The organism is Vibrio sp. R11-SG3-ISO9 (assembly GCF_059834255.1).
In genome coordinates this window covers 121,928-137,362 of record NZ_JCBDGU010000039.1, presented here as the reverse complement: position 1 = coordinate 137,362, position 15,435 = coordinate 121,928, and the positions used below count along the sequence as shown (strand labels likewise).

At 44.2% G+C, this 15,435-nt stretch carries 13 protein-coding genes; 9 read left to right on the top strand and 4 right to left on the bottom strand.

Features of this window, described 5'->3' with window-relative positions; all coding sequences use genetic code 11:
- Positions 1-122 precede the first annotated feature (122 nt).
- Positions 123-1,166, bottom strand: coding sequence for an AraC family transcriptional regulator (locus AC6R05_RS12960; protein ID WP_500647602.1), 1,044 nt, complete (start codon positions 1,164-1,166; stop codon positions 123-125).
- Positions 1,167-1,420: 254 nt separating this feature from the next.
- Between AC6R05_RS12960 and AC6R05_RS12955 the strand changes: the two genes are divergently transcribed.
- Together AC6R05_RS12955 and AC6R05_RS12950 are read left to right on the top strand one after the other, a co-directional pair.
- Positions 1,421-3,001: a long-chain-fatty-acid--CoA ligase gene (locus tag AC6R05_RS12955; RefSeq protein ID WP_500647653.1), complete on the top strand. Its 1,581-nt coding sequence runs from the start codon at positions 1,421-1,423 to the stop codon at positions 2,999-3,001.
- Positions 2,988-4,649: a GMC family oxidoreductase gene (locus AC6R05_RS12950; RefSeq protein ID WP_500647601.1), complete on the top strand. Its 1,662-nt coding sequence runs from the start codon at positions 2,988-2,990 to the stop codon at positions 4,647-4,649. Before AC6R05_RS12955 ends, AC6R05_RS12950 begins: the two co-directional genes overlap by 14 nt.
- Positions 4,650-4,753: 104 nt before the next feature.
- Here the strand turns inward: AC6R05_RS12950 and trxC are convergent, their stop codons facing one another.
- Complete coding sequence (gene trxC / locus AC6R05_RS12945; RefSeq protein ID WP_500647600.1) at positions 4,754-5,188, bottom strand: thioredoxin TrxC; 435 nt, start codon at positions 5,186-5,188, stop codon at positions 4,754-4,756.
- Between the two features lie 122 nt (positions 5,189-5,310).
- On the opposite strand from trxC, the gene AC6R05_RS12940 reads away from it, so the two are divergent.
- Together AC6R05_RS12940 and AC6R05_RS12935 are read left to right on the top strand one after the other, a co-directional pair.
- Complete coding sequence (locus tag AC6R05_RS12940) at positions 5,311-6,405, top strand: ketoacyl-ACP synthase III (RefSeq protein ID WP_150869550.1); 1,095 nt, start codon at positions 5,311-5,313, stop codon at positions 6,403-6,405.
- Between the two features lie 19 nt (positions 6,406-6,424).
- On the top strand, positions 6,425-6,889 hold the full coding sequence (locus AC6R05_RS12935) for a GNAT family N-acetyltransferase (RefSeq protein ID WP_500647652.1): 465 nt from the start codon (positions 6,425-6,427) through the stop codon (positions 6,887-6,889).
- A 126-nt stretch (positions 6,890-7,015) separates the two neighbouring features.
- Here the strand turns inward: AC6R05_RS12935 and AC6R05_RS12930 are convergent, their stop codons facing one another.
- Complete coding sequence (locus tag AC6R05_RS12930) at positions 7,016-7,894, bottom strand: endonuclease/exonuclease/phosphatase family protein (protein WP_500647599.1); 879 nt, start codon at positions 7,892-7,894, stop codon at positions 7,016-7,018.
- A gap of 304 nt (positions 7,895-8,198) precedes the next feature.
- Here AC6R05_RS12930 and nrdD point away from each other — a divergent pair, with 304 nt between their 5' ends.
- The gene (nrdD, locus tag AC6R05_RS12925) at positions 8,199-10,319 is read left to right on the top strand and encodes an anaerobic ribonucleoside-triphosphate reductase (protein ID WP_331441026.1); all 2,121 of its coding nucleotides are present in this window, start codon (positions 8,199-8,201) and stop codon (positions 10,317-10,319) included.
- 101 nt (positions 10,320-10,420) lie between these two features.
- Positions 10,421-10,891, top strand: a complete 471-nt coding sequence (gene nrdG, locus AC6R05_RS12920; RefSeq protein WP_032552507.1) for an anaerobic ribonucleoside-triphosphate reductase-activating protein — start codon at positions 10,421-10,423, stop codon at positions 10,889-10,891.
- 93 nt (positions 10,892-10,984) lie between these two features.
- On the opposite strand, the gene AC6R05_RS12915 is transcribed toward nrdG, so the two are convergent.
- On the bottom strand, positions 10,985-12,370 hold the full coding sequence (locus AC6R05_RS12915) for an MATE family efflux transporter (protein ID WP_500647598.1): 1,386 nt from the start codon (positions 12,368-12,370) through the stop codon (positions 10,985-10,987).
- Between the two features lie 133 nt (positions 12,371-12,503).
- On the opposite strand from AC6R05_RS12915, the gene AC6R05_RS12910 reads away from it, so the two are divergent.
- The 3 genes from AC6R05_RS12910 to AC6R05_RS12900 all read left to right on the top strand — a co-directional run bounded on the left by AC6R05_RS12910 (position 12,504) and on the right by AC6R05_RS12900 (position 15,435).
- Positions 12,504-13,340 (top strand): AraC family transcriptional regulator, encoded by an 837-nt coding sequence (locus AC6R05_RS12910; protein WP_500647597.1) that lies wholly within the window; start codon positions 12,504-12,506, stop codon positions 13,338-13,340.
- Between the two features lie 199 nt (positions 13,341-13,539).
- A complete protein-coding gene (locus AC6R05_RS12905; protein WP_500647596.1) occupies positions 13,540-14,724 on the top strand; it encodes an amino acid aminotransferase in 1,185 nt (394 codons plus the stop codon).
- 12 nt (positions 14,725-14,736) lie between these two features.
- On the top strand, positions 14,737-15,435 hold the full coding sequence (locus AC6R05_RS12900; protein ID WP_500647595.1) for an ATP-dependent zinc protease family protein: 699 nt from the start codon (positions 14,737-14,739) through the stop codon (positions 15,433-15,435).

Genomic DNA, 15,435 nt, shown 5'->3' with positions numbered 1-15,435 from the left:
ACAAGACAAACCCGAAAGCGGGTCGAAATGACGTTAAAACCGGTTAATTGATTGTGCGTCCAATAAAATTTGGACACAGATTTGAGGTGTTTTATTCGGCGGTATTGATTAACACAGTCGCTTTACTCTAATGGCGCTTCCGAAAGAAGGCTTTTTCGAAAGGCTCGGGGTGCAACACCGCTCCATTTTCGAAACGCATGTCGAAAGTTGGCACTGTCCGAAAAACCGATACGCTCAGAGATCTCTTCAATCGAAAATTGAGTTGAGTGCAAATAGTGTTTAGCTAGGTGAAAGCGCACATGATCGAGAATTTGTTGGTAGCTGGTATCGCAGGTTTTCAGGTGACGTCTTAGTGTTCGTGATGACATACCTAACTGTTTGGAGAGTGCTTCAATAGAAGGGTAGTTGCCAGGGTTCTCGAGAAAACACTGCGTAACTTGTTCTCGCAGGTTGCTTGGTGAACTGATCTTTTTAAGTAGATCATCACAAGAGTTGAGACACATTTTTAGTGTTATAGGATTAGCGGTTGGCAACGGTGCATAGAGGCAAGCCGAATCAAACTCCCATTCCAACTGTTGGCTATCGAATTCGACAGGGCAATGAAAAACTTCTTGGTAACGATGCCCGTATTCTGGTTCAGGGTAGGGAAAACGAATCACCTTTGAAGGAAAAGGCTGTTGCATTACTTCTTCGCATAGGCTTTGAATCGCTGCAAACCAGTATTCACAGCAGAAAGGTAGTAGGCCTTCGATATCGACAAGCTGTTCTGCGCGAAAATAACCGGTCTTTTCATTCACCGACATGGTTTTCTTGAGAACGGGTCCCGCAAGTTTTAAGTATTTAAATCCCATCAATAAAGAGTCGAGTAGGGTATTGCTACTAAAAACCGCATACCCTAAAACGCCAAAATCACTAAAGCGAGCCTGTAGCCCAACATTCAGCCCTAGTTCCTTCTCTTCAGTGATAGCCAGCGCATTACTGTATACAGCGAGCTTCTGTGCAAGGGAGATATGAGCATCAGGGGCTGCAAGCTGCAATGGATCAATATGGGTGCCTTCGAGTAAATCAGGGATTGGAACTCGAGTGTCTAAATAACGTAGCAATAACTGGACGTCCAAAATCCCAAAAGCTTGTAAATCGGGCTCATAAACCGCGCATTGCTCCATAATAGTCCTCCTAGTCTCACCCAAACAGTAACAATTCCCATTGCTTTGTCCGAATATCACCGTTTTTTGTCTTTATGCAACCTGTGTTGGATGTTATCAAAATGTTGTAATCATGAAAGTTCGATGATTGCTAAAGGAGACATGGAGTCCTAAAAGCATTCGGTAAACGCGATGAAATTTGAAATGGATCTAGCTGGTGGCGATGTATTAACGGCTTTATCGTTACATTGTCACTTGAATATGAGGAGAGCATGATGCACAACCTGGCAGTAAACCTAGAACGTAGCGCGGCAATATTCCCTAAGAAACCTGCATTGCAATGGCAAGACAAACAAATAAGTTATCAAGAACTTAACGAGTTGTCTGGTAAGGTTGCCTTTCATTTGAAGCAGCTTGGTATACAACGAGGTGACAAGGTAGCTTTATCTTGCCCTAATACCGCTGAATTCGTTATTGCTTATTATGGGATTCTTAAAGCGGGTGCTGTTGTGGTTCCGTTAAATATTCTATTTAAGGCTCGTGAAGTTGAATACCACCTCAAAGATTCGGACGCCAAGGCGTTCTTATGTCATCAAGGCGATCCAACTTTGCCTATTGCTGATTTTGGTAAGCAAGGCTTTGACCAAGTGGAAGGATGCGAACACTTTGTATTAATGAATGACGTGACTTCTGATGCCGAAAGCCAATTCAAACGTTGGTTAGAAGCCAGTGAACAAGAATTCGGCCACAGACAATTAGAAGCGCAGGTAGTCGCCGGTGATGATACGGCGGTTATCCTCTATACCTCAGGTACGACGGGACAACCTAAAGGTGCGGAACTGTCGCATACCAACATGCACACTAACGCAATGTCTTCACAATATCTGATGAGGTTAGAGTACAGTGACACCACACTCGCAACATTGCCGTTGTTCCACAGTTTTGGCCAAACTGTGATGATGAACGCCAGTATCTTAACGGGTGCGACAATTGTCATGATTCAGCGTTTTGATCCTTCAGATGTAATTGATCAGATTATTGATCACAAGGTGAGTGTGTTTGCTGGGGTACCTACTATGTACATGGCTATCCTTAAAGCAGGACAAGCGTGCCAAGAGCGCTCAGACAAAGTCAAACATAGCCTAAGGCTTGGTGTTTCAGGCGGTGCTTCAATGCCCGTGGAAACTATCCGTCAGTTTGAAAAACAGTTTGAATTACCCATTTTAGAAGGTTATGGACTATCAGAAACAGCGCCCGTTGCGACATTCAATCATATTGATGGTGATAGAGTCGCGGGCAGTGTTGGTCAGCCGTTATGTGGTCACTTGATTAAAGTGACAGACATTGAGGGAAATAGCGTTGTTCGGGGCGAGTTGGGGGAGATATGCATTAAAAGCCCGAGTGTAATGAAAGGCTATTACAAGAGGCCCAAAGCGACAGAAGAGAGTATTCGTGATGGATGGTTTCTAACTGGTGACATCGGAAAGCTTGATGACCATGGTAATCTGTTCATTGTTGACCGTGTGAAAGACATGATCATCCGTGGTGGCTATAACGTTTACCCGCGTGAGATTGAAGAAGTTCTAATGTGTCATCCAGATGTAGAGATGGCGGCCGTAGTTGGTGCGCCGGATGATAAGCTTGGTGAAGAGGTTCACGCTCATGTTGTTGTACGTGAACTGGCGTCGGTCAATGCCAAAGAGCTTCAGTCTTGGTGTCGTAGTCAGTTGGCTGATTACAAATACCCTCGACATGTGTATATACGCACAGTTCTACCAATGACAGCGACAGGTAAGGTTCTAAAACGAGAATTAAGCCCAACACAAGGAAAGGAGTTCATCAATGATGCAGTATGATTTCATTATTGTCGGAGGCGGCTCTGCGGGCTGCGTATTGGCTTCTCGGCTCTCAGAAGACCCTAATGTTGAGGTCTGTTTGTTAGAGGCTGGTGGTAAAGACAATAGCCCTTTGATTCATACACCTGTCGGTGTTGCCGCCATTATGCCGACAAAGATTCACAACTGGGGTTTTGAGACGGTTCCTCAACCAGGTTTGAATGGACGTAAAGGGTATCAACCACGCGGTAAAACATTGGGTGGTTCTAGTTCTATCAATGCCATGATGTACGCCCGTGGTCACAAATATGATTACGATTTATGGCAAGAACTAGGGAACGCAGGATGGAGCTATCACGATTGTTTGCCTTACTTTAAGAAGGCAGAGAACAACGAACAACACTGCGATGATTATCATGGACAAGGTGGTCCGTTGAACGTCGCTAACCTTCGCAGCCCAAGTCGAATGATTGAGCGTTACTTAGACGCTTGTGAATCCATCGGTGTACCACGAAACCCAGACATTAACGGTGCAGAGCAATTTGGCGCAATGGCAACTCAAGTGACTCAGTTAAACGGAGAGCGATGTAGTGCCGCCAAAGCTTATCTAACCCCAAACCTAGATCGAAAGAACCTAACCGTTGTCACCAATGCAACAGTTCATAAGGTGTTGTTTGAGGGAAAAACAGCAGTCGGCATTGAATACGGCACAAAAGGGCAATCATTTCAGATCGGTGCGCGCAAAGAAGTCGTACTATCTGCAGGGGCCTTCGGTTCACCGCAAATTCTGATGTTGTCAGGCGTAGGCCCAACAAATGAGCTTGAACAGCATGGATTGCCAATAGTTCACTCGTTAGAAGGTGTCGGGCAAAATCTTCAAGATCACATCGACCTGATTCACAGCTACAAGTGCAGCGACAAACATGAGACGTTTGGTATATCGCTGCAAATGAGCGCGGACATGACCAAAGCGCTACCTTTATGGCTCAAAGAGCGAACGGGCAAAATGACCAGTAATTTTGCTGAAGGTATTGGTTTCTTTTATTCCGAGCAGGGTTTGACGGTACCAGACCTAGAATTTGTGTTTGTCGTCGCTGTTGTCGATGACCATGCACGGAAAATTCATATGAGTCATGGATTCAGTTCTCACGTCACTCTATTGAGGCCTAAAAGTCGTGGAACAGTGACACTTCAAAGCAATAACCCATACGATCCACCAAAGATCGATCCGGCATTCTTCAGTGATCCAGACGATATGCAAGTGATGATAAAAGGATGGAAGAAACAATATCAAATGATGGAAAGCGCGCCGTTTGATGATGTTCGCGGAGCAAACTTTTATCCAGTCGACGCTTCAGATGACCAAGCCATTGAGCAAGATATTCGAAATCGTGCAGATACTCAGTATCACCCTGTCGGTACTTGTAAAATGGGTACGGCATCGGACAATACCGCAGTGGTGGATGAAGACCTTAAGGTTTATGGATTACAAGGAATCAGAGTGGTTGATGCGTCTATTATGCCAACCTTAGTTGGGGCGAATACCAATGCACCGACGATCATGATTGCTGAGAAGATTTCTGATCAGATCAAAAAGGAGCACGGCTTGTGTGAAGTTCGAGAGCCAGAAGAAGGTGAGATGACAAAAGAGCGTGAGCTAGCGATTTAAATGCGATATTAAGGCTTTTTATCGCCATATCTAACAAAGTGTTGCGGTTTAAGTAAGTACGCGAGAAAAGTCAGAACAGTGTAGGCTGTTCTGACTTAATGTATTTATTTGGTTAGAGCTTGATTAAGCCACTGATCAAATTGGCCTTTTGGTAAAGCGCCATTAATAGTGTCCACCACTTTACCTTGTTTAAACACCATAACGGTTGGAATACTACGAATAGCAAACTGAGCGGCGAGCTGTTGTTGCTCTTCGGTATTGATCTTCACAAAGCGCACATTGCCGTTTCGTTCAGCGGCAACATCACTAAATACCGGTGCAAAGCCGACACATGGATTACACCATGTTGCCCAGAAATCGACCACAACAGGTTGGGCACTGTTAAGTAGCGTTGAAAAGTTAACACTGGTTCCTTCCACTGGCGCACCATCTAGAAGTAGCGCTTTACACTTACCACATGTCGGGCTTTCTGAAACTCGCTCAGAGGGAACACGGTTAACACCCTGACAAGCAGGGCAACGAGTATTGAATGTAGACATAACTTTCTCTTTTTATTGCTCCACATTGACTAACGCGATTTACGAACTAGCCCCTGTGTGCTTATACTGTTTGAAACAACACTACGATACTCAAATAAAAACAAACAATAAATAGGTAAATGATGACAAAGTTTTACGCTGAAATTACCGGGTGGGGAAAGTGTCTACCGCCAGCGACGCTCTCCAATGATGACCTCAGTACTTTTATCGATACGTCTGACGAGTGGATTCGTACAAGAACAGGGATTGAAAACAGAAGAATTAGCCACGTTAATACATCTGATTTAGCGACAGTTGCAGCTCAGCATGCTATGGCTTGTGCTGGTTTGACTGCTGATGATATTGATATCGTCATTGTTGCGACTTGCTCTCCTGACTCTCTTATTCCAAACACCGCTTCAAAAGTACAGCAAAACCTTGGTATTAAAGGCGCAGCAGCATTTGACTTGAATGCTGCGTGTACTGGCTTCCTTTATGGTCTTGAAACGGCGACGCGCTTAATTCAAGCGGGTAACTACCGTAACGCGATCGTCATTGGCGCTGAGAGACTGTCTTTCTTCATTGATTGGACCAAGCGTGATACTGCAGTTCTATTTGGTGATGGAGCTGGTGCTGCTGTGCTGTCTCGCACTGAAAAGCAAGTTGGTCTACAACAAGCTCAAATTGGTTGTGATGCGGAAGGCCGTGATATTCTAGCGGTGCCTAAGTTCGGTACTTCTATGGATCGCTTTGCAGCAGACAATGGTTACTGGGATTTTGACTTCGTTGGTAAAGAGATCTTCAAGCGTGCAGTGAAAGGCATGGGGGCAGCCGCTCATACAGTTCTCAGCCGCACTGGTATCTCAACGGACAACATTGATGTGGTTATCCCACACCAAGCGAACATCCGTATTATTCATACTTTGTGTGACATGGCGGGTATTGAAAAAGAGAAGGCCTTCGTTAACATTCAGAATTACGGTAATACCTCTGCCGCAACTGTGCCTATTGCTATGTGTGAAGCGCTTGAACAGGGTGCTGTTAAGCCAGGTGCGAATATTCTTGTTGCTGCCTTTGGCGCAGGTCTTACATGGGGTGCTGGTCACATTACTTGGGGTGAGCGTGTTGAACCATTAGGGACTTCGGATGCTACACTTCCAGAGAATGATAAATCGGCGCTGGAGCTTTTAGAAAAAGCAATTTTACACTGTAAAACACGCCCTAATTCAGAGATGTAATTTGATGAACGTAAGGTTAATGCAAGCTGACGACCTTGATGGTGCAGCTATCGTTCACCAACAAGCGTTTGTACGCCAAACTAAGTCAAAAGAGTGGTTACAATGTAACTTAAATGCATCTCCACGCTTCATTAACTTCGTATTGGAGCTTGATGGAGAGATTCAAGGTTACATTATCTGGGTTCAAAAAAGCGGTTTTCGTCCAGAAGCTGTTTTAGAGCTAGAGCAATTGGCTGTTTCTACTGAACAACAAGGTAAAGGCTTAGGCCGTACACTGATACTTGATTCGTTAAAAGTAGTTAAAGAAGTGCTAGCTGAACAAGGCTCAACGCTCAAACATGTTTTGGTGACGACTCGTGCAGATAACTTTGCACAGCAGTTGTACAAATCAACACTGGGTGCTGAGGTTGAGACCACGATTTCAAACCTATACTCGGCTGATGAAGTACTCATGATCGCAAGAAACGTAGGTCAACGAATTTAGTTTGCTGTGTTTTTTAAAACGCCCGCAGTGATTTGTCTCTCTGCGGACGTTTTGTCGTTTTCCTAGCTTGCGGCTTTTGACTATTATTTTGAGTTGCGACTCTTACTTTTGAATTGAGTTAATGTCCTAACGTTCTATCTGCGTTGATACAGGGCAGTGATCACTAAGAAAGTAATCAAGGACATCTTGAGAAGGGAACACGTATTGTTTTGTCGATGATGTACTCAAATCGTCACTGACTACAATGTGGTCGATCAGAGAGCGGAATTGATGAGTACGGTTTTTGTTGCGGTTGGAGCGTACTTTACAGTCCGCCGCCGTTGAACGGGTTGCCAATTGCGCTCGGTTGTTTTCACTCAGTACAGACCAAAGCCAATCACCACGATAGGATAGGTTATGGTTGAAATCACCCAGTACCGCATAACTCTGTTGTTTCTTTTCCCGTTCTACTATCCAATCATTTAACACCTTAGCTTGCTGCTTGAGTCGCTCACAGTTGTTATTGCGCTTGTAAGCACCGCTACAACCCGCTTTTAAGTGTACCGAGAGCAAATGTACCGGCTTATCATGAAGCTCCGCTACAATGTAGCTTGCAAACCTAAGCTTACTGCCAGAGCGTGTTTCAAGCTTTAAGTCGGGCTTATTAACGACATTAATATTTTGCCTAACAGCGAAGCCTGTGTATTGGTTTACATCTGAGAACTGGTTCGCTTTGTAGCGGTTAGATGCTCGGTCAGACATTACGATACGAAAATCAGGACCAACAACGCGCTTTATCGCTTCAATATTATCGACCTCTTGGAATGCCATCACATCACTATCGAGTTGCTTAAAGTGATAATTGAGTTGGTTAAAATCATCCCGCGTACGAAGCTCACTCATTTTATTCACAGCCTCATTGGTTGATAACCATTCAATATTCCAACTAGATATGCTTAAAGGTGCACTTAAAACGGTACTACTAAATAGGCAGGTGGTGATAACCCACTTTTGAAGTCTATTCACGGCATTTTTCTCTGAATTTTATGTTGATTTTCCCTGAGGCGTTATCCTACAACACTTGGCAAAAATTCAAGGCTTTTTAGCCACTTTTTTATTGTTACATTGTTTCTTTTTCGACTTGAGAGATAACGTCATAAGATTGAATTGATCTTAGTCAGCACTCCTCTTTTATTGATCCAAATCAATACCCGCGTTTGGTGGTTCTCGTTAAATACGCCACAATATCTAGTGTTAGTTAAACGATAAATCGCTCTATATAGTGTGTTTGTGGATAAGTCTGTGAATACCTAGAGAGTAAGGAGAAGTGGTGAAATCAATCGTAATCAAGCGTGATGGCTCAAGAGCTCCATTCAGCAGAGATCGCATCCAAGCTGCAGTGGAAGCAGCATCAGAAAAGTCAGATAAGGAAATTGCCATTTATGCTTTGAATGTGGCATTGGCTGTGGAATTAAAGCTCGAAGAGTACGATGAAGTTCATATCTCTGAAATTCAAACCATGGTTGAGAATGAGCTTATGCAGGGACCTTATAAGTCTCTTGCTCGTGCGTACATTGAATACCGCCACGACCGCGATATTGCGCGTGAGAAGCAAAGTGCTTTGACACGCGAAATCGAAGGTCTGATTGAAGAGAGCAACGTTGACCTAATCAACGAAAATGCCAACAAAGACGGTAAAGTGATTCCAACACAGCGTGATCTTCTTGCTGGTATCGTGGCCAAACACTATGCGAAAACACACATTTTGCCACGCGATATCGTTCAAGCGCACGAAAGCGGCGACATTCATTATCACGATCTAGATTACGCACCATTCTTTCCGATGTTTAACTGCATGCTGATCGACTTAAAAGGCATGTTAACTCATGGTTTTAAGATGGGTAACGCAGAGATTGATACACCAAAATCAATCTCAACCGCGACAGCTGTAACAGCCCAGATTATTGCACAAGTGGCGAGCCACATTTACGGCGGCACGACGATCAACCGTATTGATGAAGTACTAGAACCTTATGTAATGGCGAGCTACGAAAAGCACCTTCAGCTTGCTAAAGAGTGGGACATTCATAACCCTGAAGCCTTTGCTATCGCTCGCACTGAGAAAGAGTGTTACGACGCATTCCAATCGCTAGAGTACGAAGTAAACACGCTACATACGGCGAATGGCCAAACACCATTTGTGACGTTTGGTTTTGGTTTAGGCGAAAGCTGGGGATCGAAATTGATCCAACAATCGATCTTGAAAAACCGCATCGCTGGCCTTGGTAAGAACCGTAAAACAGCGGTATTCCCAAAACTGGTTTTTGCAATCAAAGATGGCCTAAACCACAAGTCAGATGATCCGAATTACGATATCAAACAGCTAGCGCTTGAGTGTGCTTCTAAGCGCATGTACCCAGATATCCTTAACTACGACAAAGTTGTAGAAGTGACAGGTTCATTCAAAACACCGATGGGCTGCCGTAGCTTCCTAAATACTTACGAAGAAAACGGTGAGCTTATCCATGAAGGTCGTAACAACTTAGGTGTTGTGAGCCTTAACCTGCCACGCATTGCTATCAATGCGAAAGGCGACATGACTAAGTTCTACGCATTGCTAGACGAAAAGTTAAAACTGGCTCGTCGTGCACTAGAGACACGTATCAGCCGTCTTGAAAACGTTAAAGCACGTGTTGCGCCGATTCTTTATATGGAAGGTGCGTGTGGCGTTCGTCTGAAAGCTGACGATTCGATTGCAGATATCTTTAAGAACGGCCGTGCTTCGGTGTCTCTTGGTTATATCGGTATTCATGAAGCGATGACTGCGTTATTTGGTACAGAAACGCACCTTTACGATGACACAGAAATGCGCAACAAGGCACTTGAGCTTGTTCAATACATGAAACGCGAAGTGGAAACTTGGACCAAAGAGACAGGTTATGCGTTCAGCCTATACGGCACGCCAAGTGAAAACCTATGTAGTCGTTTCTGCAGTATCGATACTAAAGAGTTTGGTGTAATTGAAGGTGTAACGGACCGTGGTTACTACACCAACAGCTTCCACCTAGATGTTCAGAAGAAGGTTAACCCTTACGATAAGATCGATTTTGAGATGCCTTACCCAGAGATCTCAAGTGGTGGTTTTATTTGTTACGGCGAATTCCCTAACATGCAGAAGAATATCGAAGCGCTTGAAAACGTTTGGGATTACAGTTACTCACGCGTGCCTTACTACGGTACAAATACACCGATTGATGAGTGTTACGAGTGTGGTTATAACGGTGAGTTCGACTGTACGAGCAAAGGCTTTACTTGCCCTAAATGTGGTAACCATGACTCAACCAAAGTGTCAGTAACACGCCGCGTGTGTGGTTACCTAGGCAGTCCAGACGCTCGACCATTTAACTTTGGTAAGCAGGAAGAAGTTAAACGTCGCGTTAAGCATCTGTAACTCGACACGACTTCTAATCTGTTAAGCGAGGACTCCCTCTCATGTTAGAGGGAGTTTAGTCGTTTGAATCAAGCGGTCTTATCCTAAATATCGGCAACTCTATGAATTATCATCAATATCATCCAATCGACGTCGTAAATGGTCCCGGTACACGCTGTACACTATTTGTGTCTGGTTGCGTTCATCAGTGTCGTGGCTGCTATAATCAGTCAACACAGCGCTTAGACTCTGGTCACCTGTTCACTCAGGAGCTTGAGGATCACATTATTGCCGATCTTAACGATGAGCGAATCAAGCGTCGTGGGCTTTCTCTGTCTGGTGGTGATCCTTTGCATCCAGCGAATGTGGCTGATGTCTTGAAACTGGTTAAGCGCGTTAAAAGTGAATGCCAAAACAAAGATATTTGGATGTGGACGGGTTATGAGTTAGATGAACTCGACGAAAAGCAGAAAGAGGTGTTGAGCTATATTGATACCTTAATTGATGGCCGTTTTGAGCAAGATAAAGCCGATCCTATGTTGGATTGGCGTGGTAGTTCTAACCAAATAATTCATCGTTTCACTGACATTTAATCTTTTCTCGCTTAATCGAAGAAATAAGGGCTTATCCGCAGCTTAAACTGCAAATGAAGCCCTTAGGTGTGAGTTCTTTAGTTATTCCCGCGACTACATTGTCCTTCTTGGTTGCTCTTCGATGAGATTGTTAATCCATTTCTTCGATTGAATGCGTTGGCTTGTGAGTGCGATTTTGACCAACTCTTCAAGTAAAACAATCAACATCACCCATTCTAACGGCCAGCCCAAAACCAGTGCTGTGTAGTAGGCGAGTGGTATGCCGATCGCCCATTGTCCAAACAGATCGATAAAGATACTGTAGTTAATATCGCCACCGCTTTTCAGTACGCCTCCAATACCAACCATATTGAACACTCGTAGAATCATACCCAGTGCAATCACCAAAGTGACGTTTACCGCAGTCTCTTTTAACTCTAGGTGTGTTAACTGTACTAGGTAAACAATCACTGGTTTTGCGATAAAGCAGAGTAGTGCAAGGACTATTGCAAGCCCGCAACTGACTAATACATAGCCCCAAGCCGTGTTCTCGACTCTTTGATAGTTCTGTGCGCCTATTTCGTTACCTAGAACGATAGAAGCTGCAACGGCAAATCCCATAAAGGCAGAGATCAATATGCTTTCGACAGGTGACAGTAGTGAAATGATAGCCAGTTCACCGACGCCCATTTGGCCCACTATGACGTTGTAAATCAGCAAGCCACCAGCCCACGCAGTATCGTGGATGAGCATTGGCATAGCAATAGTTAGGTACTTTTTCCTATGTTTAACAACTATGGCATCTCGCCAGTTGCTGAGTGTTGGAAAAAGATGGGCGTAATGTTCTTTCGCCAAAACAAGTAGTGCGACAGTCTGAACAAACCTTGACACAGTGGTACCGACAGCGGCGCCAACTACGCCCAGTTCTGGGAAACCGAATAAGCCGAAAATGAGAAGCGCATTGAGCACAGCGTTGACCAAGATGGCAAAGATGCTGATCTTAGTGGGTAGCTTGGCTTCGCCAACGGATCGAAGGGCACTTTCTAATGGTACGACGATAGCGGTGCCGATAAGGCTGGCTCCTGTTATCCAAAGGTAGTCCGTTGCCTGTTGAACGTAATCAGGATCTGAGGCCACAACAGATACTACTGATTCAGGAGCCAATAAATAAACCGCAACAAATGGCACTATAGCGATGATGGATAACGCCCATGATTGCGCCAGCGTGCGACGAATGCCATTAAAATTACTTGCACCAAAATATTGCGAAGCTAGCACGCTTACAGCCCCGCTAATTCCAGACACCATAATCAAGTTGAAGAAAAAGATTCTGTTGCCCACACCAACTGCGGCTGTTGCTGTATCACCTAATTGGTTAACCATAAAGATGTCGATAACGCCGAGTAAAGAAAACATCATGGTTTGAAGTGAGACAGGCAGACCGATTTGTATTAGCTTTTGCCAAAATTCTTTGTCTAAATGACGATATGTAGAGCGCATCGCAATTCCTTGCTAGTTGATATGCAAGAAGTTTATCTAGGTTTTATTTGGCTGTATTTTCTGTACTCATCATTAACTTTTGCCAAACTCTCCATTTGGTATGGATAGCGCAAGCATGGGATTAGGTCAGTCAATGAGCGAAAAACAAGAACGCTATGAAATATCTGATACCACCCACCAAGAGTTTGTCGACCAAAGCCACGTATTGGCGTTTGAGCAGCTTGGGATTGTTCAATGCGGTACAGCCTCCTGCAGAGATTTCTTTTCTGTTTATCGTAAGAATCAACAAAAGCACATGTTGCTGTTTACTGTACGTGGCAAAGGGTGGCTAGAGAGTGGGGCGTGTCGTTACATTCTTGAGCCAGGATCATGTATTATCGTACCTGCTGGCATTGAAAATGGTTTTGGGATTGAGGAAGAGACTTGGCAGATAGCATGGATTTTCCTGTCCCGAGATAAGCGGTGGTCAAATATTGATAATGATATTTTATACACTTTGACGCCAGCAGCAGAAGTCGTCGCTTCTTGCATACATACCTTGCTTCGAAGTATTTCACTTCCCATAGATCTCGGTGGTGCGATTGCTATTCATAGCGTTGCTCAAATCGAAGCTTTGATCAATGCGCCGATTCCACAGCAATTGTCGAGAAACGCAATCCGCTTAAAGCAAGTTTTCGACACTGCTCAAAAGCAGTTGCACAAAGAGTGGAATGTTCACGAGTTAGCTAACTTGTTTCCATGCTCTGAACCGCATTTCCATAGGTTGTGCCAGCGTTACTATTCTCATAGCCCTATGACTCATCTCATGCGTATGAGGATGGAATATGCGGCACGACTACTTCGCTCAAGTGATTGGTCAATACAACATATCGGTGAGATAGTGGGTTATCCAAATGCAGCAAACTTCAGTACACGCTTCAAGGCATGGTCTGGCATGACGCCAAGGCAATTCAAACAGAGCGCACCATAGCTACATTGCTAAGTGCAATGATTAGGAAAGGTCAACACCAGTAAACAGCGTTCAATCTATCAACGAAGTCGGTCGATAAATCGACGGTTATCAGATTACTTATGCTAACTAAGCGCTTCTAATAAAAAATGTTTCTGATTTGACTATGATAATGTTAACGTAAAACTCATTACTTGAATTTCAAAGGGTTGTGACTTTCATGTTTTCACATCTACCAAAACCAACTTTAGATCCAATTCTCTCTCTTTCTGTGGCTTACCGTGGCGATGAACGTCCAAACAAAGTCGACCTTGGCATTGGTGTTTACCGCAACAACCAAGGTGAGACGCCAATCATGAAGGCCGTTTCAATGGCACAAGATATTGTCGTTGAAAACCAGAAAACCAAAGCTTACGTTGGCCTAGCGGGTTGCGAAGAGTTTAACCAAAGTATGATCGACCTGTTGTTGAAAGGAACTTCAGCAATGGATCGTGTTGCTGCCATTCAAACGCCAGGTGCGAGTGGTGCACTGCGCATGCTGGGTGATCTTATGAAAGTCGCGCAGCCAGATACAACGGTTTGGATCTCTAATCCAAGCTACGTGAACCACCAACCTGTGATGGAGGCGGCAGGACTTAAAGTTAAGCACTACTCTTACTTTAGTCCTGAAACAAAACAGGTTGATACAGCAAGAATGCTCGAAGAGCTTTCACAAGCGGGTCCTAATGATGTTGTGCTACTGCATGGCTGTTGTCATAACCCAACGGGTGCTGACATCGACTTTGCTGCATGGCAGGAAATCACCGCGCTATCACAGAAGAATGGCTTCTTACCGTTTGTTGATATTGCTTACCAAGGTTTTGGTGATGGTCTTGAAGAAGACGCAAAAGGTCTTCAATTCATGGCAGACAATGTTGAAGAGATGCTAATCACAACTTCGTGCTCGAAAAATTTCGGTTTGTATCGTGAAAGAACGGGCGCTGCAATCGTCGTTGGTAAAAGCAGCCAAGAAGTGGGTAACGCGAAAGGTAAACTTCTTACCCTTGCTCGTTCTACTTACACTATGCCGCCAGATCACGGTGCTGCACTCGTGAAAACAATTCTTCAAAATCAAGAGTTAACACGCATTTGGAAGCAAGAATTGAGTGAGATGCAGGGCCGTTTGTTAAATCTTCGCCAAACATTATGCAATGAATTGCGAAATACTTATAACACGTCACACTTTGACTTCATTGAAAGCCATAAAGGTATGTTTACTGTACTAGGCTTTAAAGAAGCTCAAATGAATCAATTACGTGAAGAGTATGGCATTTATGGTGTTGGTGACGGTCGCATCAATATCGCAGGTCTTTCAGAATCGCATATTCCTTACGTAGCTAACGCAATCGCTAATGTATCAAAATAAAATGGTGACTGAATGTACAATTGGAAAGCAATTATAACCCTGATGTTAAGTGGTGGCCTTGTTGCTTGTTCGACGACGAGTCAAGTTCCTGTCGAGCCAGAGCAGAAACCACAAATCGAGCAACCTGTTGTTGACGATTCAAGTAAAGCGGACGAAAAAGACGGGGAGTCTTCTAAAGATCCCGTAACTGAACCTGAAAAAGAGCCAGAAAAAGTCGAGAAACCTGCTGAGCCAGAAAAGAAACCAGTGCCGCCTAAAAAACCAGAGAAAGTAACGAAAACCTCTGATGGTAAGTTAATTCTTGGAGAAGAAGAGTGGGTTTATGTTCCTGGTTTAGAAGAGTCGTTTAAAGCACGCGTTGATACAGGTGCAACAACATCTTCAATCAGTGCCACTGATATCATTCCTTTCGAGCGAGACGGCAAAGACTGGGTTAAGTTCAAAGTTGAACACGATGGCATTAAGAGTCAAGAAGTGAGCTTACCGGTTGAGCGCTGGGTTAAGATTAAACAGTCAAGTGCAGAAGGCACACAACGCCGTGCCGTGATTGTTGCTAACATCCAGATTGGTGATCTTAAAGATAAAACGGAATTCACATTGGCTGACCGTACTCACCTAACTTACCCATTGCTATTGGGTCGTAGCTTCTTTAGAGACGTAGCGGTAGTAGACGTGAGTAAGAAATACGTTCAAGACAAAGTTAAAAAGTAA